Origin of the sequence: Labrys okinawensis, from assembly GCF_047345005.1 — a bacterium.
In the GTDB taxonomy this organism is placed as follows: domain Bacteria; phylum Pseudomonadota; class Alphaproteobacteria; order Rhizobiales; family Labraceae; genus Labrys; species Labrys okinawensis.
On record NZ_CP178864.1, the window covers coordinates 6677748 to 6700573 of the forward strand.

The window sequence follows — 22826 nt, forward strand, 5'->3', positions numbered from 1 at the left end:
CGCTCAGAGATCCAGGCTCAGCGCCGCGCCTGACGCCGGCACCGAGCAGCAGAGCAAAGCCTCGTCCTTGCCCACTTCGGCCATGGGCTCGCCTTCATGGGATACTGCGCCTGACAGCACCTTCGTCCGGCAGGTGCCGCAGGAACCGACACGGCAGCTATAGGGCGGGCTTAAGCCCAGCGCCTCGGCAAATTCCAGCAGGGAGCCGGACGAAGGCTTCCACTCCGCCTGCCGGCCCGAAGCCGCGAAAGCGACTGTAACGGGCTCGGCTGCCGGCTCCAGTACGATCCGCATCGGATCTCCCGCGTCCCTCCGGCGCTTGAATGCGGAAGGACCGAAGGCTTCGGCGTGGATGCGGTTGTCGGGCACATTCAAGTCGCGCAAGCCGTCGTAGAGGCCCTGCATGAAAGTGCCGGGCCCGCAGAGATAGAAGTCGTGGTCGTCGAAGCGGAGGCTGGAGCGCAGGAGGGCGGCGTCGATGCGGTCGTAACGCTCGTAATCCCCTTCACCGGCACCGGTCGAGTCGCTCAGGACGCGCACCACCTTCACCGCACCTTCCGCGGCTGCCACGAGCGCGGCGATCTCGCGATCGAAGGCGCGCTCCGCCTTGGTGCGGGCGGACTGGAACAGCACAGTCCGGCGGATGCGACGCTTGCGCAGGCCCTCGTAGACGATATGGCGCAGCATCGCGAGCATGGGCGTGATGCCGATGCCGGCGGCGAGCAGCACGGCCGGCCTCTCTTCCAGCGCGTCGATGGTAAAAGCTCCCGCCGGCGCGCGAGCCTCGATGACATCGCCGGGCTTGAGGCCGTGCAGGAAGCGCGACACCGCGCCCTCGCGCTTGACGCTGATGCGATAGACCCCGTCCGAAGGCGCTGAGGAAAGCGTGTAGGTGCGCAGGGCCTCGTTGCCATCGGGCAAGTGCACGCGGATGGGAAGATGCTGCCCGGCCTGGTGGGCAATCAGCCCGGCGCCGTCGGCGGCCTCGAGATAGAGCGATCGGATGACACTGCTCTCCTCGACGATCCCCGCCACGCGGAAGGGCCGCCAGGTCTTGCCGAGCTCGGCAGCCTTCAACCAGGCGGCGGCCTCGGCCCAACTGCCTGTCAGCAAAGCGTTCGGTGAGGCCCCCTGCGGCCGGGACAGCCAGCGCAGCGGCAGGACCCCTGGGCGGTAGACGATCTGGCGGGGCGTGAAGCGCAGCAGCCGCTCGGCGCCTTGGAACGCTGCGATCTCGGGCGAATCGAGCTCGACCTCGCCGAGGCCGGAGAGCTGCAGGAGGTCACCCGTCTCGAAATCGATGAAGACGAGACCGGCCTTCTGGTTCACCAGGATATTGCCGAGCGTGTTGAAGAAGAGATTGCCGGCAAAGTCCGGAATGGTCAGCACGCCGTCCTCGCCCACCCGCACGAAACCGGGCCGGCCGCCGCGATGGGAGACGTCGACCTGGCGCCCGCTATCGGGACGGTCAGCGTAGGAGGCGATGAAGAAGGTATCCGCCTTGACGATCATCGCGGTAGCAAGACCTTCCAGGCTCCGAAGGCGCTGGGGCGTTTCGGCATGCGGCAAGGTAGGCTCGCGCGTGAAATCGAAATTGCGTATCTGGATATATTGCGGGCAATTGCCGTAGCTCTGGCCGACGACGACGTCGAAGGAAGCCTCATCGCTCCGCTTGACCGTGCCGTTCAACCGGTTGCGCCGCCGGGTGTGCAACTCGATGCCGATGAGGCCGATGGCGTCCCCGTCCCGCAGGCCCGAGGCCGCCGGATCGGCCGGATTGACCGCAGCCGCGACATGCAAGGTGTGGGGATCGGGCGAGCTCAGGAACCCCGGGTGGCCTGACAGCACCGTCGCCCAGGCATTACCTGCAGGATCGACCGTCGCGGCCACGAGAAAGGGCAGCTGGGGATAAAACTCGCGATGCTGGTCGATCAGATGGTCGCGCAGGACGCGGCGACCGACCACATCCATGCGCTCGGCGACGCCGGCCCGCCGTTGCAGAGCTATCTCGCCCCGGTGCCACGGGGACGTGGACAGGATGGGAGTGCTGCCGTCCATGGTGGAAACCTTTCGATGACGAGGCGAGCGACCCTGGGGGCGGGTCATCAGACCCGACCCCCCAAATGTCCTAGGCCGCCAGCCCGATGGCTGTCTTCTGGAAGGGCACGAAGCCCGGAAGTGCCTCGACCCGGCGCAGCCAGGCGTTGACATGACCGTAGGGCGCAAGATCCACATTCCCCTCGGGTGCCGAGGAAATGTAACTGTAGAGCGCGACATCGGCCGCGGTCGGGCGATCCGTGGCGATCCATTCGCGACCGGCCAATTCTCCATCGATCAGCTTGAGGATGCCATGCGCGCTGGCGATGGCCCTCCTGGCATCAAAATCCCGCCCGAACACGGTCACGAGGCGGGCGGCGCAGGGCCCGTTAAAGATCTCGCCCGCGGCCACTGAGAACCACCGCTGCACGGCGGCGGCCGCCTTCGGCTCCGTGGGAACCCAATCCGTCAGGCCAAGCTTGCGAGCGACGTAGACGATGATTCCGACGGAATCCGAGACGATAACGCCATTGTCGTCCAGCACCGGCACCTGCCCGAAAGGATTGAGGTTCAGGAAATCGGGATGCTTGTGCGCGCCTTTGGCAAGATCCATCTCGACCAGCTCATGCTTCACCCCTGCCAGTGATAGGAAGAGATGCGCCCGATGCGAATGGCCGGACAGGGGATGGTAATAGAGCTTCATGGTCGATCTCCCAAGGTGGTGCGTTTCGACCAGAAACATACTTATTCCATTGCTAAGAGAGAATACGCATTATCTGGAAGTCATTATTTCATTGAATGAAACAGTGATACGCGCGAGGAGCCATGGATCGCTGGCAAGCCATGCGGGTGTTCGTGAAAGTGGCGGAGACGGGCGGCTTCGCAGAGGCGGCGCGCAAGCTCTATATGAGCCCGCCCGCCGTCACCCGAGCCGTCGCCGCCCTCGAGGAGACGATCGGGGCAAGGCTTCTCATCCGCACCACACGCTCGGTGAAGCTCACCGATGCGGGCCAGCGCTACCTCGCCGATTGCCAGCGCATCCTCGCCGATCTCGCCGATGCTGAGGCAGCCGCCGCCGGCTCCTATGCAACGCCGAGCGGCACGCTGGTGGTCACCGCGCCGGTGCTGTTCGGCCAGATGCATGTGATGCCCATCGTGATGGATTATCTCAGCCAGCACCCGGCGGTGACGGTGCAGACCCTTTTCCTCGACCGTGTCACCAACCTGATCGAAGAGGGCATGGACGTCGCCATCCGCATCGGACGCCTGCCGGATTCGGAATTGAACGCCATACGTGTCGGGACGGTGCGCCGGGTGGTCTGCGCCTCGCCAGCCTATCTCGTGGCGCATGGCCAACCCATGACGCCCGCCGAACTCGCCAACCACAGCGTCATCGCCAATGTGAGCGCCTGGCCTTCGCTGGAGTGGCGCTTCGGGCGCGAGCGAAAGACCAGCGTCGGTATACATCCGCGCCTGATCTGCAATCTCAACGAGGCTACCATCTCTGCCGCCATCGAAGGCTGGGGCCTGGTGCGCGTGTTGTCATACCAGGTAGACGACGCCGTCAGGGACGGGCGTCTTCGCATCCTTCTCGCCGAATTCGAGGAAGAGCCCCTGCCCGTCCATGTCGTGCATGCCGGCGGGCGCGGACCGTCAGCCAAGATCCGCTCCTTCGTCGATTTCGCAGTAGAACGGCTAAGGGCCAGCCCGGTCTTCGGCGCCGGTTAGTTGGAGTGGCAGTCTCCGACTGCCATTTTTGAAACCGAATCCTTTGCAGGAGTGGCCCATGGCGGTCGGAGACCGCCACTCCGATCCCGCCCGTTGACCATCCCGCATGGGGCGCTATAGACTGTCACACCAGCACGGGGATGGAGTCCCCCCAAACCGCCGCAAGGCTGATGACTCCTACCAGGCGTTTCGCGCCGGTAGGGGTGTGTCCGTTCTCCTCCTGATCGAAACGCTGTGCCGTTCAAAAAGGAGGACCCATGTCTGATTCATTCACGAATACGCTTCTCATCGCCATTGGCGGGGCCCTCGGCTCGGTGGCGCGCTATTGGGGCGGCATCTGGATGGCGCCCTACGGCCAGAGCCTGCCCTGGGGCACCATCCTCATCAATATTCTCGGCTCATTCGCCATTACCTTCTTCGGCACGCTGACCATCGCGAGCGGCCGCATCCCGCTGGCGGACGGGTGGCGGCTGTTCTTCATGGTGGGCATCTGCGGCGGCTTCACCACCTTCTCCTCGTTCAGCCTGCAGACCTTCGAACTTCTGCACATGAACATGCCCGGGCGAGCGCTGGCCAATATAGCCGCCTCCGTCCTGCTCTGCCTCGCCGCCTCGGCGGTGGGCTACTACGCCGCCACCGGCATCAATGGCGGATCACAGCAGACGGCGCAGGTGCAGACAGAGGAATCGTGAACTGAGAGCGCGGACTTCACAGCGATATGCGAGCATGTCGCTGTGAAGTCCGCGCTCTCAGGAACCGATCTCGATGTTGGAGACGTCGAAGGCCCGGTGATGCGCGATGGTCGCCGCCCCCACCGCACATTCGAGTTCGCCCAGGGTGGAGAGGCGGATCTGAGGCCTCGCCATGCCCGGCACGATGGCAGCACCCACCGCCTCGGCGATCGCGTCGAGCCGCGACGCCAACACCGGCCGCATAGGCCCGCCGAGGACGATGGTGCCGGGGTTGAAGATGTTCACCAGTGTGGTGAGCCCGGTAATGAGATGGCCGGCGAGGCCGTTCATCACCGCGTCGGCGTCGCGATCGCCGCGAGCGGCCGCCTCGGCCACCCGCGTTGGCAGAGCCGAGAGACCGTCCGTGTCGTAGCCCTCGCCGGGTCGGTAGGCGCGCTGCAGGGCGGCGATGTTGACGAAGGTTTCCAGGCAGCCCTCCTGCCCGCAGGAGCAGCGGGGGCCCGCGGTACGGATGCGCAGATGGCCGAATTCGCTGCCGGTGCCGCTGGCCCCGCGCATCAGGCGGCCGTTGATGATCGCAGCACCGCCACAGCCCGTGCCGAGCTTGAGATAAATGATGGCGTCGGTCGAGAGGCCCGGCTGGGTATAGACCTCGCCGAAGGCGGCGGCATGGGCATTGTTCTCGACGAATACCGGCACGCTCAGCGCCGCCTCGGCGAGGGCTCGCAAATTGACGTCCTTCCAGCCGAGGATCGGCAAATGCACGACATGACCGTCCGAGCGCACCAGGCCGGGCACGGTGATGCCGACCGAACGCAGCCGGCCCTTCACCCGACGTCGGCGCTCCAGCCCCTCGACATAGGTCGCGATGGCCTCGACCGCTGCAGTCGGGCTGATGGTGGTGGCCAGGCGCTGCGTCTCGCTGTCGACGACGCCGAGCGCCAGGTCGAGCAAGGCGAACCGCACCAGGCCGACACCGATCTCGGCACCCAGGAAGAAGCCGCCCTGCGGGTTGAGGGCGATGTCGACGCCGGGCCGCCCGACATCCCGCCGCGCGCCATCGCCCCGTCGGGCGTGCTGTTCGATCACCAGGGCATCCGAAGCGAGATTGTCGACCAGATTGGTGATTGTCGCCGGCGTCAGGGCAAGGCGGCGCGCGAGCTCGGCCCGCGGCATGGCACCCTGCAGGCGCAACTGGGTCAGGATGCGGCGCTCATTGACATAGCGGGCGAAGGTCTGGTCGGCCATGCGCTCCTCCGCTACTCAATGTATGCGGCCGGGCGGGGAAGCATAAGCGACTCGTTCCGCTTTGATCGCCTCTTCTCGCCCAACACACATCCCTCATCGACCACGACAGCCGGCAAATTATCATCCTTGCCGCTTGCCTTCCATATTTATTTAGATAATAAATAAATTATCGACAGCCGTGGAAAGTCCATCCAATGCCGAAGAAGGAAGACCGTCGCCTCAAGGTGGGCGTGCTGGGCTGCGGCCCGATCGCCCAGGCAGCCCATTTCGAGAGCTGCACCAAGGCGCGCAATGCCGATCTCTACGCCATTTGCGACGTGGCGCCGGACTTGCTGGAGCGCATGGCCTGGACCCACCAGCCGGAAAAGACTTTCTCCGATTATGCCGCCATGCTGGCCGATCCCGAAATGGACGCCGTCATCGTCGCCACCTCCGATGCCTTCCACGTCCCCGCCTCCCTGCAGGCGCTTGCGGCTGGCAAGAATGTGCTGAGCGAAAAGCCGATCGGTGTCGGCGTCGAGGAGGTCGAAAGCCTGCGTGAGGCCGTGACGAAAAGCGGCAAGGTGCTGCAGGTCGGCCATATGAAGCGTTTCGACGCCGGGCTGGAGGCGGCCAAGGACTTCATCGACCACGAGATGGGCGAACTCCTGGCACTGAAAGCCTGGTACTGCGATTCCACCCACCGTTACCCGATGACCGACGCAGTGCAGCCCCTGATCGTCACCAGCAAGCTGGCCCGCAAGCCGGCCGGCGATCCCAAGGCCGATCTGCAGCGCTATTACATGCTCGCCCATGGCAGTCATCTCGTCGACACCGCACGCTATTTCGGCGGCGAGATCCTGGAGGTCGAGGCGCGCCTTTCCGAGCGCTTCGGTGCCCGCTGCTGGTTTGTGGATGTTGCCTTCGCCAATGGAGCGCTCGGCCATCTCGACCTTACAGTGGCCGTCCGCATGGACTGGCATGAAGGCTTCCAGATCTATGGCGAGCAGGGCAGCGTCATCGGCAAGACCTATAACCCCTGGTACTACAAGAGCAGCGAGGTCGACATCTTCCGCGAGAGGGACGGCGCCACCACCCGCGTGCTGGGCGCCGATGGCCATTTCTATCGCCGTCAGCTCGAGGGCTTTGCCGACGTCATCCTGAAGGGCGCGCCGATGCGCGGCGCCGATGTCGAGGACGGCGTCGCCTCGGTGCGCGCGATGATCGCCATCGCCCAATCAGCCCGCGAAGGCCGGACGGTGAAGCTCAAGGACGTGCAGGGAGTGCTGTGATGGAACTCGGCATCTTCGCCAAGACCTTTCCGGGCAGCGAACCGGGCCTTGTGCTGGCGGCGGCCCGCGCGGCCGGCTACCGCACCGTGCAGTACAACATGGCCTGCTCCGGCCTCGATTCCATGCCGGCGGCGATCCCGGACGCGATGGCGGATGCCGTTCGCGCTGCAGCGACCGAACAGGGCATCGACATCGCCGCGGTTTCCGCGACCTACAACATGATCCATCCCGATCCCGCGGTTCGCCAGCGCGGCCGTGACAGCCTCGCCGTCATCGCCGCCGCCGCCGACCCTATGGGCACGCGCCTCCTGACCCTCTGCACTGGCACACGCGACCCCGAAGACCAGTGGCGAGCCCATCCCGCAAACCATACTCCCGAGGCCTGGCGGGATCTCACCGCGAGCCTGGAGGCGGCAATCGCTATCGCCGAGACCTACGACGTCTACCTGGGCATTGAGCCAGAGCTTGCCAATGTCATCGATTCCGCCATCAAGGCCCGCATGATCCTCGATGAGATGGCGAGTTCACGCCTCAAGATCGTGCTTGATCCCGCCAATCTCTTCGAGATGGCCAATCTTCCTGAACAGCGCCGGATTGTGGCCGAGGGCATCGACTTGCTGGCCGACCGCATCATCATGGCACATGCCAAGGATCGCGATCCCAAAGGCGGTTTTGCCACTGCCGGCAAGGGCGTGATCGACTTCGACCACTACCTCGCCTGCCTCGCCCGCGCCGGTTTTGACGGGCCGCTGGTGACGCATGGGCTGAGCGCGAGCGAGGCCGCAGGGGTGGCCGTGTTCCTGGGTCGGAAATTGGCGGAGTTGCGACCTTGAGCAGTGTTCGACACAGGACGCGCGAAGCCTCCCCCACGAAGCTGGGGGAGGTGGCCGAGCGCAGCGAGGTCGGAGGGGGTGTGGTCAGGATAAAGTACGGGAAGCACCGTCCCCGGCTTTCGTTTCCCATGCCTTTTTCTGACCACACCCCATCCGTTACGACTTCATCGTGCCACCTCCCCCAACTTCGTGGGGGAGCCTTTGCGGTGCATCTTTCGCTCGGACGGCGGAGCCAGGCCGTATGACCCCGTCCCCTTCCTTCTTCGACCGTAACGGCCTTCGTCTTGCCGTCTTCACCCACGGCAGCGGCACCCCAATGGTCTTTCAGCACGGGCTGTGCGGCGATGCGGGCCAGACGGCCGATGTCTTCCCTTTCGACCTGCCCGCCCGCTGCCTGACGCTCGAATGCCGGGGCCATGGCGCCTCTGAGGCCGGCGATACCACGCGCTTCTCGATCGCCACCTTCGCCGACGACATCGCGGCCTGGGTCGAGAGTCTCCATCTCGGCCCGGTCGTCCTCGGCGGCATCTCGATGGGGGCCGCCATCTCGTTGCGCCTCGCCGTGACAAGGCCCGAACTGGTACGCGCCCTGGTGCTGGCCCGCCCAGCCTGGATCGCCGAGGCGGCGCCTCCCAATATGGAGGCCAATGCCGTGGTCGGCGATCTGCTGGCGGGTTATTCGCCGGAGGAGGCCCGCGCCAAGTTCGATGCATCGGAGATTGCGCGCGACCTCGAGGAGCGAGCGCCCGATAATCTCGCTTCCCTGCGCGGCTTTTTTACCCGCAGGCCGCAGGCCGTGACCTCGGCCCTGCTCACCCGCATCTCGGCGGACGGCCCGGGTGTCTCTCGCGAGCAGATCGCCTCTCTGAAGCTGCCGACCCTGGTTGTAGGTACCGATGTCGATGCCATCCATCCCATCGGCCACGCCGAGGCGCTCGCCGCCATGATCCCCGGCGCCCGCTTCCTGCGCATCACCCCCAAGGCGCTCGACAAAGCGCGCTACACCCAGGATTTCCGCACCGCTCTGGCGCAATTCCTTTCGGAGAACCCCGCATGAAACCCGCCTCCGGCTGGCTCGAAGCCCTGCCCGCCGACCGCCTGCTCGCCGAATTCTCGCTGTGGTCCGCCGATCTCGGCCGCCTCGCCGACGACATCGCCCGCGTCGAGCCCCACGTCGACATGTTTCATATCGACGTCGCGGACGGCCATTTCTCGCCGGCCCTGCTCTATTTCCCCGACCTTACCGCCGTGGTGCGCAAGGTCACGGCCAAGCCCCTGCATGTCCATCTGATGACGATGGACGACATCCTGATCGACCAAATCGACCAGTTCGCCGAGGCAGGCGCCGACCTCATCTCCATCCACGCCGAGAACGCGAACGCGGACGTTGCCCTCGCCCATATTGCCAAGCTTGGCCTCGCCTCGGGCGTGGTGCTGCAGCTCCATACGCCGGTGGCGGCCGCCGAGCGCTTCCTCGACCGCATCGGCATCCTCACTTTGCTCGGGACGCTGATCGGCATCAAGGGTGTCGGCCTGGACGATTCGGCGCTCGACCGCCTGCGCGAGGCGCGCAAGCTGATCGCCGCCAAGGCCGGCCACCGCATCATCCTCGCCTCCGACGGCGGCAACCGCGAGCACACCGTTCCCAATCTGCGCCTCGCAGGCGCCGAGACCATCGTGATGGGCTCCCTCGCCTTCGGCGCACCGGACCTTGCCACCCGCATCGACTGGGTGCATGGCCTGACGCGGGAAGACTGAACATGTATCGACGCGCCATCGGCATCGATCTCGGCGGCACGCAGCTTCGCGTCGCTCTCGTCGACGATACCGGCACGGTGCTGAAACGCGCCGCCACCCGCACCGACGTGCCGGGCGGACCAAGGGCCGTTATGGCCCAGTTCAAGGCGTTGGTCGCCGAAATCACCGAGCACGAGGGCCTCGACCGCATCTCCGGTATCGGCGTCTGCGCGCCCGGCCCGCTCGACAGCACCACCGGCACCTTCATCCACGTCCCCACTCTGCCGGGCTGGGAAGACTTTCCCTTGCGCGACGAACTGGCGGAGGCGTTGGGCACGCGGGTGGTGGTCGAGGGCGACGCCATTGCCGCCTGCTATGGCGAATGGCATTTCGGGGCCGGCAAGGGCCTGCGGCATCTCCTCTATATCACCGTCTCCACCGGCATCGGCGGCGGCGTGATCAGCGATGGCCGCCTGCTCCATGGCCGGCGTGGCATGACCAGCCATGTCGGCCATTTCCGCATGGCGATGAACGGACCACGCTGCTCCTGCGGCGCCATCGGCTGCTTCGAGGCCTTCGCCGCCGGCACGGCACTCGACAGGCGTGCCCGCCAGGCGGCGCTGGACCATCCCGAAAGCCTGCTCGCCCGCATGGTCACGCCCACCGCCGGCGACGTCGTCGAGGCGGCCCGCCAGGGCGATACCGTGGCAAGTTGCCTGGTCGACGAAGAAGCCGGCTATCTCGGCGAGGGCCTCACCAGCCTGATCCACCTTTACAGCCCTGAGAGGGTAATTATCGGCGGCGGGGTGTCAAACGGCTTCGACCTGATGGAAACGCGCATTCACGCCGCGATCCGCAACACAGCAATGCCCTCCTTCAGAGACGTGCCCGTCGTGAAGGCCGGCCTCGGCGACAACGCCGGGCTGGTGGGCGCCGCAGCTTTGCTGCTGTTCGACGAACGGGGCGAATAACAGAGATCGGAGGCTTCCAGCGAACTCTCCGAGGTCCTGAACGCCTCGGTTTCCATGAATTGAATTAACACCGCCCCGGCCGGGTGCTACCCCTTGCCAGTTCGACCTCCCCTTTGTGAAGCGGTGCGCCGCGGCTGTTGGAGCCGCCTCTCCCCTGCCACCGACAGTCTGGAGCTTCATCCATGGATTACGTCAAACTCGGCTCTACCGGCCTCGAAGTCTCGCGCGTCTGCCTCGGCTGCATGACCTATGGCGATCCCCAGCGCGGCAACCACAGCTGGACCCTGCCGGAAGAGCAGAGCCGCCCGCTGATCCGCCAGGCGATCGAAGCCGGCATCAATTTCCTCGACACCGCGAATGTCTATTCGGATGGTTCCTCGGAGGAGATCGTCGGCCGTGCCATCAAGGATTTTTCGCGCCGCGAGGAGATCGTGCTCGCCACCAAGGTCAATTCACGCATGCGCCCCGGCCCGAACGGCGCCGGCCTGTCCCGCCGCGCGATCCTCGGCGAGATCGACCACAGCCTGAAGCGCCTCGGCACCGATTACGTCGACCTCTACCAGATCCACCGCTGGGACGCCTCCACGCCGATCGAGGAGACGCTGGAGGCCCTGCATGACGTCGTGAAGGCTGGCAAGGCCCGCTATATCGGCGCCTCCTCGATGCATGCCTGGCAATTCGCCAAGGCGCTCTACATCTCCCGCCTCCATGGCTGGACCGAGTTCGTCTCGATGCAGAACCATGTCAACCTGCTCTATCGCGAGGAAGAGCGCGAGATGCTGCCGCTCTGCGAGGATCAGGGGGTCGCCGTCATCCCCTGGAGCCCGCTCGCCCGCGGCCGCCTGACCCGCGCCTGGGACGAGACCACCGAGCGCCAGGAAACGGACGCTTTCGGCGGCACGCTCTACAACGCGCATGTCGAAGCCAATCGCAAGATCATCGAGGCGGTCGCCACGATCGCAAAGGCGCGCGGCGCGCCGAAGGCACAGGTCGCGCTCGCCTGGCTTGCCCAGAAGAGCGTGGTGACGGCCCCCATTGTCGGCGCCTCCAAGCCCAACCACATCACGGATGCGGTGGCGGCGATCAGCCTGAATCTCACGGATGCGGAAATCGCCTCGCTGGAGGAACCCTATATCCCGCAGAAGACCGCGGGATTTCAGTGATGACAATCGCCTTTTAGAGAGGCGAGTCGCGCCCTGTATTCAACCCAACCAGGAAATCTTTATGTCCCCCACCATCCGCTTCAACGACGGCAACCAGATTCCCCAGATCGGCTTCGGTGTCTGGCAGGTGCCCAATGAAGGCGCTAACGCCGCCGTGACGGCTGCGATCAAAGCCGGCTACCGTTCGATCGACACCGCCGCCGCCTACCAGAACGAGACGGGCGTGGGCGATGCGGTCGCTGGCTCCAGCGTGCCGGCAAAGGATCTCTTCATCACCACGAAATTGTGGAATGCCGACCAGGGCTATGACACAACCCTGCGCGCCTTCGATGCCAGCATGGGGAAGCTCCGGCTCGACAAGCTCGACCTCTACCTCATCCATTGGCCGGTGCCCTCGCGCGACCGCTATCTCGAGAGCTGGAAGGCCTTCATCAGGCTGCGCGAGGAGGGACGCATCGCCTCCATCGGCGTCTCGAATTTCCAGGTACCGCATCTCGAGCGCCTGAAGGCCGAGACCGGCGTGGTGCCGGCGATCAACCAGGTCGAGCTGCATCCGCGCTTCCAGCAGAAGGCGTTGCGTGACTATCACGCCAAGGAAGGCATCGCGACGGAGGCCTGGAGCCCGCTCGGCCAGGGCCGGCTGCTTGCCGATCCCGCCATTGCGGCCATCGCCGGCAAATATGGCAAGACATCGGCCCAGGTAATCCTGCGCTGGCACCTCGACATCGGCAATGTGGCGATCCCGAAATCGGTGACGCCGGCCCGCATCATCGAGAATTTCAAGGTCTTCGATTTCAGGCTCGCCCCAGAGGACATCGCGGCCATCGATCGACTGGACGATCCTCACGGCAAGATTGGCCCCAACCCAGATACTTTTGCGATGATGTGAAGCAAGACGCGGCGCGAGGCCTTCTTCGCGGAGCGGGGCAGGCTTTCGTGCATCTTACGCGAAGAAGCGGTTGGCCGGCCGCGGCAGGCCCAGGTTCTCCCGCAGCGTCTTGCCCTCATACTCGCGCCTAAACAGGCCGCGCTCCTGCAGCACCGGCACCACCTTGTCGACGAAATCGTCGAGACCGCCAGGCAGATAGGGGAACATGATGTTGAAGCCGTCGGATCCCTCGGTATGCAGCCATTCGGCCATGGCGTCGGCGATGGTTTGGGGCGTGCCTACGAAAGCCAGGCCGGCGTAACCGCCGAGGCGCTGGGCAAGCTGGCGCACGGTGAGCCCCTCGCGCTCGGCAAGCTGCAGTACACGTTCACGCCCGCTCCTCGACTGGTTGGTCTCGGGGATCGGCGGCAGCTTTCCTTCGGGATCGAAGCCCGAGGCGTCATGGCCGAGCGCGATGGAGAGCGAGGCGATGGCGCTGTCGTAATGGACGAGGCTGTCGAGCTTCGACCGCTTTGCCTTCGCCTCCTCCAGCGTGTCGCCAATCACCACAAAGGCGGCCGGCAGGATCTTCATGTGATCGCGGTTACGCCCGAGCTTTTCCATACGGCTCTTCACATCGGCATAGAAGCGCTGACCGTCAGCAAGCGTCGCCGGCGCCGTGAACACCGCCTCGGCGGTCTCGGCAGCCAGTTGGCGACCTGCCTCCGAGGAGCCAGCCTGCACAATCACCGGCCAGCCCTGCACCGGACGGGCGATGTTGAGCGGACCGCGCACCGAGAGGCTCTCGCCCTTGTGGTCGAGCACATGCATCCCGGCCGGATCGAAGAAGATGCCGCTCTCGACATCGCGGATGAAGGCATCGTCGGCCCAGCTGTCCCAAAGGCCCGTCACCACGTCGTAGAACTCGCGCGCCCGATGGTAACGCTCGTCATGCTCGACATGGTCGGTCAGGCCGAAATTGAGCGCCGCATCGGGGTTGGACGTGGTGACGATGTTCCAGCCTGCCCGGCCGCCGCTGATGTGGTCGAGCGAGGCAAAGCGGCGGGCGACATGGTAGGGCAGGTCGAAGGTGGTCGAGGCGGTAGCGACCAGGCCGATATGCTCGGTGGTCCCGGCCAGCGCCGAGAGCAGGGTGAAGGGCTCGAATGAGGTCGCCGTGTGGCTGCGCTTCAGCGCCTCCACCGGCATGTTGAGCACGGCGAGATGGTCGGCCATGAAGAAGGCGTCGAAGCGACCTTGTTCCAGCTTCTGGGCCAAGCGCCGGAGGCCTGGAAAGTTGAAATTGGCGTCCGGCCAGGCGCCGGGATAGCGCCAGGCGCCGGTATGGATGCTGGCGGGCCGCATGAAGGCCCCGAGCCGCAATTGGCGAGCCATGAAATTCTCCACTTAAATCGCTTGTAAAAAAAAGGAACTGCCGGCAGGCTTGGCAGGAAATGAGTTTAGGGGACTCTGTCTCGGCGGATAATTACATTCAACACATAGCTCATATGTAATTGTCGCATCCTTGCATCCCCATGACGAGCCCGACGCTGCTGCCCCGCGGGACAAACGTGGAGGGTAGACAGTCATCACCGGTGCATCGCGTTATTGCGGCGCCTTGACCGTTAGGGACGCCTAGCCGGGAATTGGCGTCTCGACCGGCTTCCGGCCTGATGAAAAGGCGGCCCGAGAATGCCGAAAACGACGGCACGTTGCGGCTCCTCGAAAGGGATTCTTCGCCGTCCTCCAGTCACGAATCAGTCAAATCCAGGTGACCAAAATCGAAGAATATCAACGGCCTGACTGGCCTGTCGCATTGTCCCTATCAATGTACCTTTCGTTACACACAAGTGGCAGCCATGTTATTGATGTATCAGGAGAAACAGCTGGCTATTTGTGCTCGAAATCGGCTAAGCTTGACCATCGCGAATTTCGGCCCTATCGTCCCGATCGTTGATTCACGGATTGACATCCCATTATCCCTGATAATTATACTTGACGTTATACTCGCGTAGGGTGATTTCCCCAGACAACTGACAGGCGTTCTTCTGTCGCTCACGAGAACAGTAGCCTGCCTTTTGTGCGTTTCTAAGCAATGCCGCGGCGCGCCAAACGGGTTCGGACGCAGCGGAACCTTCCCGAGGAACTCGCTGTCCCTCATCCACCTCAACCGGAGCCCATCAAAGCAAAAAACCTAACCATCCCCGGATACTCATAACAAGGAGTGACATATGCCCTATTCCGGAAGCGAACACGCCCTCTCGAAAGCAACGACCTCCGCCATCAACGCCGGAGCTCACGTGTTCAGGGAGGCCCGCGAAGCAAAGGGATACAGCATCGAGGATCTGGCCGTGACGTGCGGCCTGACGGTGGACGAGATCAAGGATGTGGAATTGGGCCTGGATGCCAGCCCCAGCTATCTGCGCCGCGTGGCAGCCGCACTTGGCCTGCCGGAAAGCGCCGCCTGCAACGCCTAGAGCAAAATGCGTTCAGGTGGAGCGGATTTCGGAATTAACTGACTGGTATCAAAAGCATTTTGCGATTCTCGGCGATTCGATTTGAAAGCAAAACGCTCTAGAAGGTAATCTCGGGAGGAACCGGCATTCGCCGCATCCGTAGGCTACGGATGCGGCGAATGTCGTTTTGAGCGCCGTCAGTAGTGCGACTACTGTGTCAGGCGCCGCGGCGGAAAGGCTGGGTTCAGGCGAAGCCCGCGCAAGAGATCGAGGGCCGCGTTGAGCTGGGTATCGTTCCTGGCATCGACGGGGACGTAGAAGGACGAGCCGCCGCCTTCCTCCTCGCCGTCTCGCGCCTTGAGATGACCGGCGAGTCCTGCTTCCCCGCTCGTGCGGTGCACAACGCTATAGGCTTCGGCATCGCTCTGGAGAATGAGAATGTCGGGCTCGATGCCCTCGGCCTGAATGGAGCGCCCCAGCGGCGTATAATAGCGCGCCGTGGTCAGGATCAGGGCGCTCTCATCAGCCAGACGCGAGACCGTTTGCACCGAGCCCTTGCCGAAGGAGCGGGTGCCGAGGATGGTGGCGCGCTTGAGGTCCTGCAGCGCACCTGCCACGATCTCCGCGGCCGAAGCGGTGCCGCCGTTGATCAGCACGATCACCGGCTTGTCGCCGATGAGGTCGGCGCCATTGGCGATGAATATCTTGGCGAGATTGGGATCGCGCCCACGCACCGACACCACCACGCCCTTGCCGACAAAACCGGCAGAAACCGTGATCGCCTGGTCGAGCAGGCCGCCGGGGTTGTTGCGCAGGTCGACGATATAGCCTTTGAGATCCTTGGGCTTGATATCCGCCTGCAGCTTGACGGTGGCCTTGTGCAGACTGCCGAAGGTGTTGTCGTCGAACTCGACGATACGGATATAGCCGACATCCCGGCCGAGTTCCTGGAATTGCACCGTCTCGGTGGCGATGATGGCGCGAGTGATGTCGAGATCGAAGGCTACAGGCCTGCCTGCACGCTGGATCGACAGCCTTGCCGTGGTGCCCTCCGCACCCTGCATCTTCTTGAGCACATCATCGAGGCTCATGGACCGGAGCGGCGTCCCGTCGATGCTGAGGATGATGTCGCCGGCCAGCAGCCCTGCCTTGGCGGCGGGCGAGTCCTCGAGAGCGTGCTTGACCACTATCGCGCCATTGTCGAGCGACACCTCGATGCCAAGGCCGGCGAACTTGCCCGTCAGCTCGCGCTGCATGTCACGAAAGGCGCGCGCATCGACATAACGCGAATGCGGATCGAGCGAACCGACCATGCCGTCGATCGCCGCCTCGATCAGCTTCCGCGGATCAGGCTCGTCGACATAGTTGGAGAGGATACGTTGATAAATGGCGGCGAAGCGCCCAAGTTCATAGATCTGTTGGGCACTGTCCGTACTGGGATCATCCGGATCGGGCGGCTGCGCCACAGCCGGAGGCGACATCAGAGCTATTGCGAGACAGATGACTGCAAGTGGACGTACCGGCATGGCAGCCTCCACCAAACATCATCTAGAGAGTATACAAGGTAATAATGGCCGGATAATAGCGCCCTTGAGTTTATGTTCCTTGCGAAACAGTACCGGCACGACGGATTCATCAATGATTTCCAACATAAATATGGTCGGAAGCGGCAACGGGACTCTTTCCGAAGCAATGATCGAAAGTCTCGTCCATACCTTCTATGGCCGGGTGCGGCAGGATGAGCTGATCGGCCCGATCTTCAACGCCAAGGTGGCCGACTGGGACGACCATCTCGCCAAGCTCTGCGCCTTCTGGTCTTCCATGGTGCTGCGGACGGGGCGCTATGATGGAAGGCCCCTGCGCCCTCATCTGATGCTGCCGCTCGAAGGGCGCCATTTTGACCGCTGGCTCGACCTTTTCGAGCGCACCGCCGGCGAGGTGCTGCCGCGCGAAGCCGCGCTCGTCTTCATCGACCGCGCCCGCCGCATCGCCGACAGTTTCGAGATGTCGATCGGCACGCAACGGGGCGAGATCCGCCCGCCCCGCCATCAGGGCCGACCAATGCCGCTGGCGGACGGGTAGCGTGTCGGTCAGCCAACCGATCCCATGCCAAAATGCTGATCGAGACGCTCGAATTGCAGTACTTGTGCATAGGCCGCCGCCATCTCCCGGCTCACCGCTTCCAGCATCAGCCGATTCTCGATCCATACTTCGGCGAGGACCTCGGAAACGTGACCCGAGTCGGATGCCGGGATCGATATGTGATGGAGCATTTGAAATCATTCCCGTGTTGATGGGGAAATAGATCGAAGCGCTGCTATCGAGGAGTGCGATCGCGTGGCTGGCGACCGTTCCGGGCCAAGCCGATGCACATGGCGAGAAAGAGGAGTGCCCCGAGAAGCCAGATCAGGGAGCCAACGATCGCAAGCACCTGGGTTGTTTGGGTAACGGCCAATGCAATGCCGGGCAGAAAGGTGATGGCGCCGAGATTTGCGACGCCGAACTGCCAAGGCGCTAGCTTCGACGCCCCCAATTCCGGGAAGGCTCTGATGGTGAGACCGTACAGGCCCAGTGACGCCCAACCCACCAGGTTGATATGGGCGTGTACGGCGACGAGTTGAAAGTTCTCGGTGATACCCATGCCGATACCAAGGCAGAGACCGATAACAAGATATGTTGCTGCTGCGACGATGTAATAGCGGTCGATCCGGCCCACTGTGCTGCCTCTATGCTTCACCTGGACCCGTGATTACGCCGACGAAGCGACCGCTCGCTTCAGTCAAATCACCCATCGTTCGAAAAATCTGTCTGGGTAGTTTCCCGCGTTCACCGCTTCGCTGGCGCAAAACCACCGGACAGGCGGGCGCCGCCAAAGCTCAGAACAGATTGTGCTCGTAGGCGTAGGCTGTCGCGGCTGCTCGCGATGGCACGTCAAGTTTGTTGAAGATGTTGGCAAGGTGGCGGTCTATGGTCCGCACGCTCAAGCCGAGTTCGGCGCTGATCGATCGATTGGTCTTGCCGTTAGCGACCAGCCGCAGGACCTCGATCTCGCGCGTGGTCAGATGGCAGCATGCCTTTGGCGCAGAGACCCGAGGCACGGCCAGGAGAAGCTCGATATCCGGCATGGCGCGGAGATGCCTGAACGTTGTCAGGGCTTGGTCGAACGCCAGTCTTGCTCCGGCCTGCTCCCCCAAGGCGAGATTCGCGTACCCAAGCATCACTCTCGTACGAGCGGCCTCATAGGGGACACCGACCGATCGCCACAATGCCAGCGCTTTGCTGAGTTTCGCCAGGCCGCCCTGCGTATCGCCTTCCGCCACGCGGACCATGCCGCCCGATTGGAGAGCGAGAGCCATCGGAGCCTCAGTGCCCATGCGAATCGCGATTTCGATCAGTTCGTCGGCGACGTGCCTCGCCTCTTCATGCTTGCCCAGTCTGAGCAGGATCTCCGCCAAAGCGGGCAGGAGGCGGAGCCGACCCTTCCCGGCATGACAGGCATCGACCTCACGGCGAAGGCAGGCAAGCGCCTCTCGTGCCTTTCCTTGCGCCAGACGCAGAAGCGCCAATCCCGGCTGCAAGCTCGAACCCAGGTGCTCCGCCTCCCGGTACGCCATTTCAGAGCAGCGGAACTCTCCCTGCAGGCGATGAATTTCCGCCCGCAGGTAATGCGCTGCCGCCCGCACCAGCATGGCTGGCTTCGAGGTTCCAGCATGGCCGAGACGTTTGGCGATATCCATGGCTTCGGGCCATTGTCCACTCAGATGCAGGATCTCGGCCCGGTGCAAAAGACATTGGTTCGAGAACACCGCGACCTGGGGCCGCGACTTGCACCAGTCATCGAAGGCCGAGGTCCATTCGCGCGCCCGATCGAATGCAAACATTCGATGATAATTCGCGATGGCCGTGCAATAGACCAGCCCGGTGAACATGGGTGTCAGCTCGCCGGCGACCACGGCGACCATCGCTTCATCAAGCAGCGCAAGACCGGCTGCGACCTCGTCGTCCGCCAACAAGGCCCGGCCCTGGAGGGTCCGGGCATAGACGCCGAGATCGTTATCGCGGAAACGATCGCCAATGTCGGCCGCGGCAGCAGCCAAGCTGCCAGCAGGCCGATTTTCATTCAGGGCCAGATGCCGCTGTATGGCGGGCAGGAGAAGATACCCCCGCTCGGGACAATCGTCTCCCGCGCGTTCGACGAGGCGCTGGGCCCTGGCGAGCCAGCCATTGGCGCGGGAGACCTGCCCCTGCCAGGAAAGCCGAAACCCGATCCAAAAAGCGCATCGCGCGGCAGCAATGGTCTGGCTGTTGGACTGGTAACAGTTGTGCGCCTTCTCGAAGGCCTTCAGGTAATCATCCTCGCGGCCCGACAGGCCCGCGGCGATCGCGAGGCGCTCGAAGTCCTCGCCCCTGCAGTCGCCGCCGTCCGTGCCGGCGGCAAGGGTGTCGCAGTCATCGTTCCGGGCCGGGGCGTCATGGGCTGGCAAGTCGTGCTGATAAGCCTCCTGCACGATGTCGCGATGTCCTTCTTCCAAGTTTACTCGCATATTCGCCCCTCGCCGCTGTGCGGCGCCCGACCAAGAGCGTGAAAGCACGCTTATCGGGCCAAGCATGCATTCACATTGCAAGATGCCAGCATGAGACCGGGCGCTTTCCCGCCTGCCCGACCTTTGTTGCGAAGGGGACGAGCGATCGGCTGACGACCGCCCGTCAAGGCGGCATTGGTTCACCCTCGATAATCGTCATGCGTGTGCCCGTCGCGATGAGACGAGCCAGGCGGAAGCCTGCTGCGCCAAACAATCCTGCGAATTGTTCCCGCGTGCGCTCCTGCCCGCCAGGCGAAACCAGCATGTTGAGGTCGCTGAACTTCGCCTCGGCGCCTTGGTTTGGTGGCGCGATCAGGCGCTCGATGACCAGCAGCCGGCCATTGGCGGCGATTGCCTCCCGGCAATTGTGCAATATATCGGCCGAGGCGCGGTCATCCCAATCATGCAGGATCCCCTTGAGGACATGGATGTCGCCGCCGGGAACCTGCTCGAAGAAGCTGCCGCTCACGATCTCCACCCGCGATGCAAGACCCATCGCTGCGACACGATCGGCGGCTCGCGCGGCGACATGCTCCAGCTCGAACAGCACACCGCTCGAAGCTGGATTGGCGTTGAGAATACCGGCCAGGAGGGCGCCCTCGCCACCACCCACATCCACGACGCGGCCGGCACCTGCAAAGTCGTAAGCCGCAACGACAGCATCGCAGACCTGGCGCGAAATCGCAGTCATGGCCTTGTCGAACAGGGCGCCCTCCTCGGGATGCTGGGCTCGATAGGCCCACACGCCGGTGCCATGAACATGACTGAAGGCGCTGTCGCCGGTTTGCACGCTGTAGAGCAGCTCGTCCCAGGCACGGCGAACATAAGGCCGGCCGATGAAGGCGGCCCAAGGCCCCACGGGATCGTTCACATCGGAACCCAGGCACCGCGCCATCGGCGTCAACGCAAAGACCCGTTCTTCTTCCTCCCGGAATATATCGACAGCGGCGAGTGCGCGAAGAAGCCGGTACAATGACCCGGAATCGGTGGCGGTGGCCTGGGCCAGGTCCTCGATCCGCCGCGCACCCCCGATTAGATGATCCGCGATCCCTAGCACCGCAGCGACATGAATCGCCTGCGAAACCTGGTAGCCGTTGACCAATCGCATCAGCGCGACGGACGGGCTCTCTTGTGCTGCCGTTGTCATGGTTCGGACAACCCCTGACCATCTCCGCCGGGGCGCATATATCCATCCTTGCGTTTCGAGTTGCGGCGGCCACTGCCTGGCCGCGCATAGCCATCGTTGCCTTCGACGACACGTGCCAGAAGTTCGAGCAGCGTAGCCTGTTCAGCAGCCTCGAGGGGGGCCAGGATCCTGGTCTGAGCCTCAAGAAGAACGGGTCTTACGCGCTGGCGCAGGGAGGTCCCATGCAAGGTCGGCACGAGAAGCCTGACGCGCCGATCCGCCGGATCGAGCGTTCGGTCCACCAGGCCCATCGCCGACAGCCGGTCCACCATCTGGCCGACACTGGTCGCATCGATGCCGAGGGCCATAGCAAGCTTACGCTGATCAAAGCCCGGGCGATCGTCAATGGCGGCGAGCACTGCATATTCGATGGGTCGCAGTCCCTCCGGCATCAGGATCTCCGCACTGACGCCAACGCAGATCTGATTGAAACGACGGGCAAGATGCGCGGGCACGCGATGGCGCGCCAGCAGCCCTGGCCTGGGGCCTGCAGGCTCGGCCTCCGAGCGGCCGCCTCCGCCGAGGTCCGCAGTCTCGCGATATTTCGCTTCATTTATATCATCAGAACTCATATCATCAGAATACTGACGAAATGCCAGATAGTCAAACGAAACTCTCGCCTCTCTCCCGGCGCACTCGGATTCGAGCGACGCCACGAGATCGCCATCGCGCGTGCTCTCAACAGCCAGGGAAAACAGCCGTGACTTGTTGTGAAACGATCGGCCGTGGAGGTCGAAGGTCTCGAATACCTTGCGATTGGGGGGAATCGGCCAGAATTGCAAAGACGCGTCGAAACAAAGAGTTGGAGCAAAAATGCGCTCACGAACCAAACGCGTTTTGCTCTAAGCGCTTCGAGACTTCAGACGCGCCGCGATCATATCGGCGATGTAGCGCGCGTCGCGCCCGACCCCGTGAATCATTGCCGACGACATCGCATAGAGAAACGGCAGCCCGACAAAATAGAGGCCCGGTTCGCCATCCGCGACGCCGCGATAATGCATGGGACGGCCGTCGTCGCCAAAGATCGGCCGCTCGATCCACGACAGGTCATGTTTGAAGCCGGTGCACCACACCACATTGTCGACCTGCAAGCGGCGCATACCCTCCAGAACGGGCATACCCTCCAAAACGCCGACAGTTCTGGCCACGCGTTCGACCCCCGCGCGGTGGAGATCAACAGGCTTGACCCTGATAAGGGGGCCGCCGCCCGCGACAATCCTAGGCCTGACCTTGCGCCCAAGTGGCGTCCTGACGGTGAGGAGGCGATGAAACACCAGGCGGAACAGGATGCGCACCAGCAGATGCCGGGCCAGCGCCGTCTCGATCCTGAACGGCACATGGCCCGTGTCGCGCCCCGATAGAATGACGCGATGCCCTGCCGTTGCCAGTTCCATGGCGATCTCCGATCCCGAATTTCCCGCCCCGACGATCAGGACATTTCCTTCGCGCAATTGCGAGGGATTGCGATAGTCACTCGAATGCAGTTGCGTGATGGCAGGTGAAAGCTGCTTGGCAAAGGCCAAGATCTTCGGTTCCCTATAGCCTGACATAGCGACGACGACATGGGCAGCCTGATAAAGCGTGGGCCCCGCACTTACGACATAGCCATCTCCGCCAGTGTAAATGCGATCGACTTTGGTGCCCAACTGTACCGGCAAGCGGAAGCGTTCCGCATAGGCCTCCAGATAGTCCGCCATCTGGTCCTTCGAGGGGAAATGCTCCTTTCCCTTTGGAAAAGCCATACCAGGCAAACCATCAAAATGGGCGGGCGAGAACAGACGAAGCGAGTCCCACCTCGCTCTCCAGTTGTCGCCGATGCGGCTGGCTCCATCAAGGATGATATGATCGATGCCGCGTGACGTTAGATAATGGCCGACCGACAGCCCGGCTTGCCCGGCGCCGATAATCACAACATCGAAACGTCTGGCATTAACTCCCGCCGTGGCGGAGGACCCAACAAGGGTTGAGGTGTCCGGGGGGATCGGGGTATCCATCGAATGCCCGGACCTCCCGAGCGAAAAATCTGTGTGCATGTTGCCTCTGCCTGTTTTGC

General features: G+C 63.6%; 23 protein-coding genes and 1 riboswitch. Of the genes, 12 read left to right on the top strand and 11 right to left on the bottom strand.

Features of this window, described 5'->3' with window-relative positions:
- Positions 1 to 3: 3 nt before the first annotated feature.
- Positions 4 to 2058, bottom strand: coding sequence for a pyridoxamine 5'-phosphate oxidase family protein (locus ACMDCR_RS31030; RefSeq protein ID WP_413990304.1), 2055 nt, complete (start codon positions 2056 to 2058; stop codon positions 4 to 6).
- A 70-nt stretch (positions 2059 to 2128) separates the two neighbouring features.
- A complete protein-coding gene (locus ACMDCR_RS31035) occupies positions 2129 to 2740 on the bottom strand; it encodes a glutathione S-transferase family protein (RefSeq protein WP_413990305.1) in 612 nt (203 codons plus the stop codon).
- A 122-nt stretch (positions 2741 to 2862) separates the two neighbouring features.
- Between ACMDCR_RS31035 and ACMDCR_RS31040 the strand changes: the two genes are divergently transcribed.
- Entirely contained in the window at positions 2863 to 3765 is a 903-nt protein-coding gene (locus ACMDCR_RS31040) for a LysR family transcriptional regulator (protein WP_413990306.1), read from the top strand.
- A 127-nt stretch (positions 3766 to 3892) separates the two neighbouring features.
- Positions 3893 to 3952: riboswitch (Fluoride riboswitch) on the top strand.
- 70 nt (positions 3953 to 4022) lie between these two features.
- The gene (gene crcB / locus ACMDCR_RS31045; RefSeq protein WP_413990307.1) at positions 4023 to 4457 is read left to right on the top strand and encodes a fluoride efflux transporter CrcB; all 435 of its coding nucleotides are present in this window, start codon (positions 4023 to 4025) and stop codon (positions 4455 to 4457) included.
- A 57-nt stretch (positions 4458 to 4514) separates the two neighbouring features.
- Here crcB and ACMDCR_RS31050 read toward each other — a convergent pair whose 3' ends face one another.
- A complete protein-coding gene (locus ACMDCR_RS31050; RefSeq protein ID WP_413990308.1) occupies positions 4515 to 5705 on the bottom strand; it encodes an ROK family protein in 1191 nt (396 codons plus the stop codon).
- Between the two features lie 194 nt (positions 5706 to 5899).
- Between ACMDCR_RS31050 and ACMDCR_RS31055 the strand changes: the two genes are divergently transcribed.
- From ACMDCR_RS31055 to ACMDCR_RS31085, 7 genes are all read left to right on the top strand, one after another.
- The gene (locus ACMDCR_RS31055) at positions 5900 to 6976 is read left to right on the top strand and encodes a Gfo/Idh/MocA family protein (protein ID WP_413990309.1); all 1077 of its coding nucleotides are present in this window, start codon (positions 5900 to 5902) and stop codon (positions 6974 to 6976) included.
- Positions 6976 to 7809, top strand: coding sequence for a sugar phosphate isomerase/epimerase family protein (locus ACMDCR_RS31060; RefSeq protein ID WP_413990310.1), 834 nt, complete (start codon positions 6976 to 6978; stop codon positions 7807 to 7809). The genes ACMDCR_RS31055 and ACMDCR_RS31060 overlap by 1 nt, the downstream gene beginning before the upstream one ends.
- A gap of 241 nt (positions 7810 to 8050) precedes the next feature.
- The gene (locus ACMDCR_RS31065) at positions 8051 to 8866 is read left to right on the top strand and encodes an alpha/beta fold hydrolase (protein ID WP_413990311.1); all 816 of its coding nucleotides are present in this window, start codon (positions 8051 to 8053) and stop codon (positions 8864 to 8866) included.
- Positions 8863 to 9567, top strand: coding sequence for a ribulose-phosphate 3-epimerase (locus tag ACMDCR_RS31070; protein ID WP_413990312.1), 705 nt, complete (start codon positions 8863 to 8865; stop codon positions 9565 to 9567). The genes ACMDCR_RS31065 and ACMDCR_RS31070 overlap by 4 nt, the downstream gene beginning before the upstream one ends.
- A 2-nt stretch (positions 9568 to 9569) precedes the next feature.
- Positions 9570 to 10517, top strand: coding sequence for an ROK family protein (locus ACMDCR_RS31075; protein WP_413990313.1), 948 nt, complete (start codon positions 9570 to 9572; stop codon positions 10515 to 10517).
- A gap of 182 nt (positions 10518 to 10699) precedes the next feature.
- Positions 10700 to 11680, top strand: a complete 981-nt coding sequence (locus ACMDCR_RS31080) for an aldo/keto reductase (protein ID WP_413990314.1) — start codon at positions 10700 to 10702, stop codon at positions 11678 to 11680.
- Between the two features lie 61 nt (positions 11681 to 11741).
- Positions 11742 to 12569: an aldo/keto reductase gene (locus tag ACMDCR_RS31085; RefSeq protein WP_413990315.1), complete on the top strand. Its 828-nt coding sequence runs from the start codon at positions 11742 to 11744 to the stop codon at positions 12567 to 12569.
- Between the two features lie 54 nt (positions 12570 to 12623).
- Here ACMDCR_RS31085 and ACMDCR_RS31090 read toward each other — a convergent pair whose 3' ends face one another.
- Entirely contained in the window at positions 12624 to 13943 is a 1320-nt protein-coding gene (locus ACMDCR_RS31090) for an LLM class flavin-dependent oxidoreductase (protein WP_413990316.1), read from the bottom strand.
- An 836-nt stretch (positions 13944 to 14779) separates the two neighbouring features.
- Between ACMDCR_RS31090 and ACMDCR_RS31095 the strand changes: the two genes are divergently transcribed.
- Positions 14780 to 15025 carry a helix-turn-helix domain-containing protein gene (locus tag ACMDCR_RS31095; RefSeq protein ID WP_413990317.1) on the top strand — a complete coding sequence of 82 codons (246 nt, stop codon included), beginning with the start codon at positions 14780 to 14782 and terminating at the stop codon, positions 15023 to 15025.
- A gap of 188 nt (positions 15026 to 15213) precedes the next feature.
- Here ACMDCR_RS31095 and ACMDCR_RS31100 read toward each other — a convergent pair whose 3' ends face one another.
- On the bottom strand, positions 15214 to 16530 hold the full coding sequence (locus tag ACMDCR_RS31100) for a S41 family peptidase (RefSeq protein ID WP_413990318.1): 1317 nt from the start codon (positions 16528 to 16530) through the stop codon (positions 15214 to 15216).
- A 112-nt stretch (positions 16531 to 16642) separates the two neighbouring features.
- On the opposite strand from ACMDCR_RS31100, the gene ACMDCR_RS31105 reads away from it, so the two are divergent.
- Positions 16643 to 17086 carry a group III truncated hemoglobin gene (locus ACMDCR_RS31105; RefSeq protein ID WP_413990319.1) on the top strand — a complete coding sequence of 148 codons (444 nt, stop codon included), beginning with the start codon at positions 16643 to 16645 and terminating at the stop codon, positions 17084 to 17086.
- 8 nt (positions 17087 to 17094) lie between these two features.
- On the opposite strand, the gene ACMDCR_RS31110 is transcribed toward ACMDCR_RS31105, so the two are convergent.
- The 3 genes from ACMDCR_RS31110 to ACMDCR_RS31120 all read right to left on the bottom strand — a co-directional run bounded on the left by ACMDCR_RS31110 (position 17095) and on the right by ACMDCR_RS31120 (position 18693).
- Entirely contained in the window at positions 17095 to 17277 is a 183-nt protein-coding gene (locus ACMDCR_RS31110) for a hypothetical protein (RefSeq protein WP_413990320.1), read from the bottom strand.
- A 44-nt stretch (positions 17278 to 17321) separates the two neighbouring features.
- Positions 17322 to 17720, bottom strand: coding sequence for a hypothetical protein (locus tag ACMDCR_RS31115; protein WP_413990321.1), 399 nt, complete (start codon positions 17718 to 17720; stop codon positions 17322 to 17324).
- A gap of 160 nt (positions 17721 to 17880) precedes the next feature.
- Positions 17881 to 18693, bottom strand: a complete 813-nt coding sequence (locus ACMDCR_RS31120; protein WP_413990322.1) for a LuxR C-terminal-related transcriptional regulator — start codon at positions 18691 to 18693, stop codon at positions 17881 to 17883.
- A 21-nt stretch (positions 18694 to 18714) separates the two neighbouring features.
- Here ACMDCR_RS31120 and ACMDCR_RS31125 point away from each other — a divergent pair, with 21 nt between their 5' ends.
- Positions 18715 to 19590: a hypothetical protein gene (locus ACMDCR_RS31125; RefSeq protein ID WP_413990323.1), complete on the top strand. Its 876-nt coding sequence runs from the start codon at positions 18715 to 18717 to the stop codon at positions 19588 to 19590.
- Between the two features lie 121 nt (positions 19591 to 19711).
- On the opposite strand, the gene ACMDCR_RS31130 is transcribed toward ACMDCR_RS31125, so the two are convergent.
- From ACMDCR_RS31130 to ACMDCR_RS31140, 3 genes are read right to left on the bottom strand one after another with little or no spacing between them, the layout of a single operon-like run.
- Positions 19712 to 20734, bottom strand: coding sequence for a methyltransferase (locus ACMDCR_RS31130; RefSeq protein ID WP_413990324.1), 1023 nt, complete (start codon positions 20732 to 20734; stop codon positions 19712 to 19714).
- Positions 20731 to 21603: a MarR family winged helix-turn-helix transcriptional regulator gene (locus tag ACMDCR_RS31135; protein WP_413990325.1), complete on the bottom strand. Its 873-nt coding sequence runs from the start codon at positions 21601 to 21603 to the stop codon at positions 20731 to 20733. Before ACMDCR_RS31135 ends, ACMDCR_RS31130 begins: the two co-directional genes overlap by 4 nt.
- 12 nt (positions 21604 to 21615) lie before the next feature.
- Entirely contained in the window at positions 21616 to 22767 is a 1152-nt protein-coding gene (locus tag ACMDCR_RS31140; RefSeq protein ID WP_413990326.1) for a flavin-containing monooxygenase, read from the bottom strand.
- Positions 22768 to 22826 lie beyond the last annotated feature (59 nt).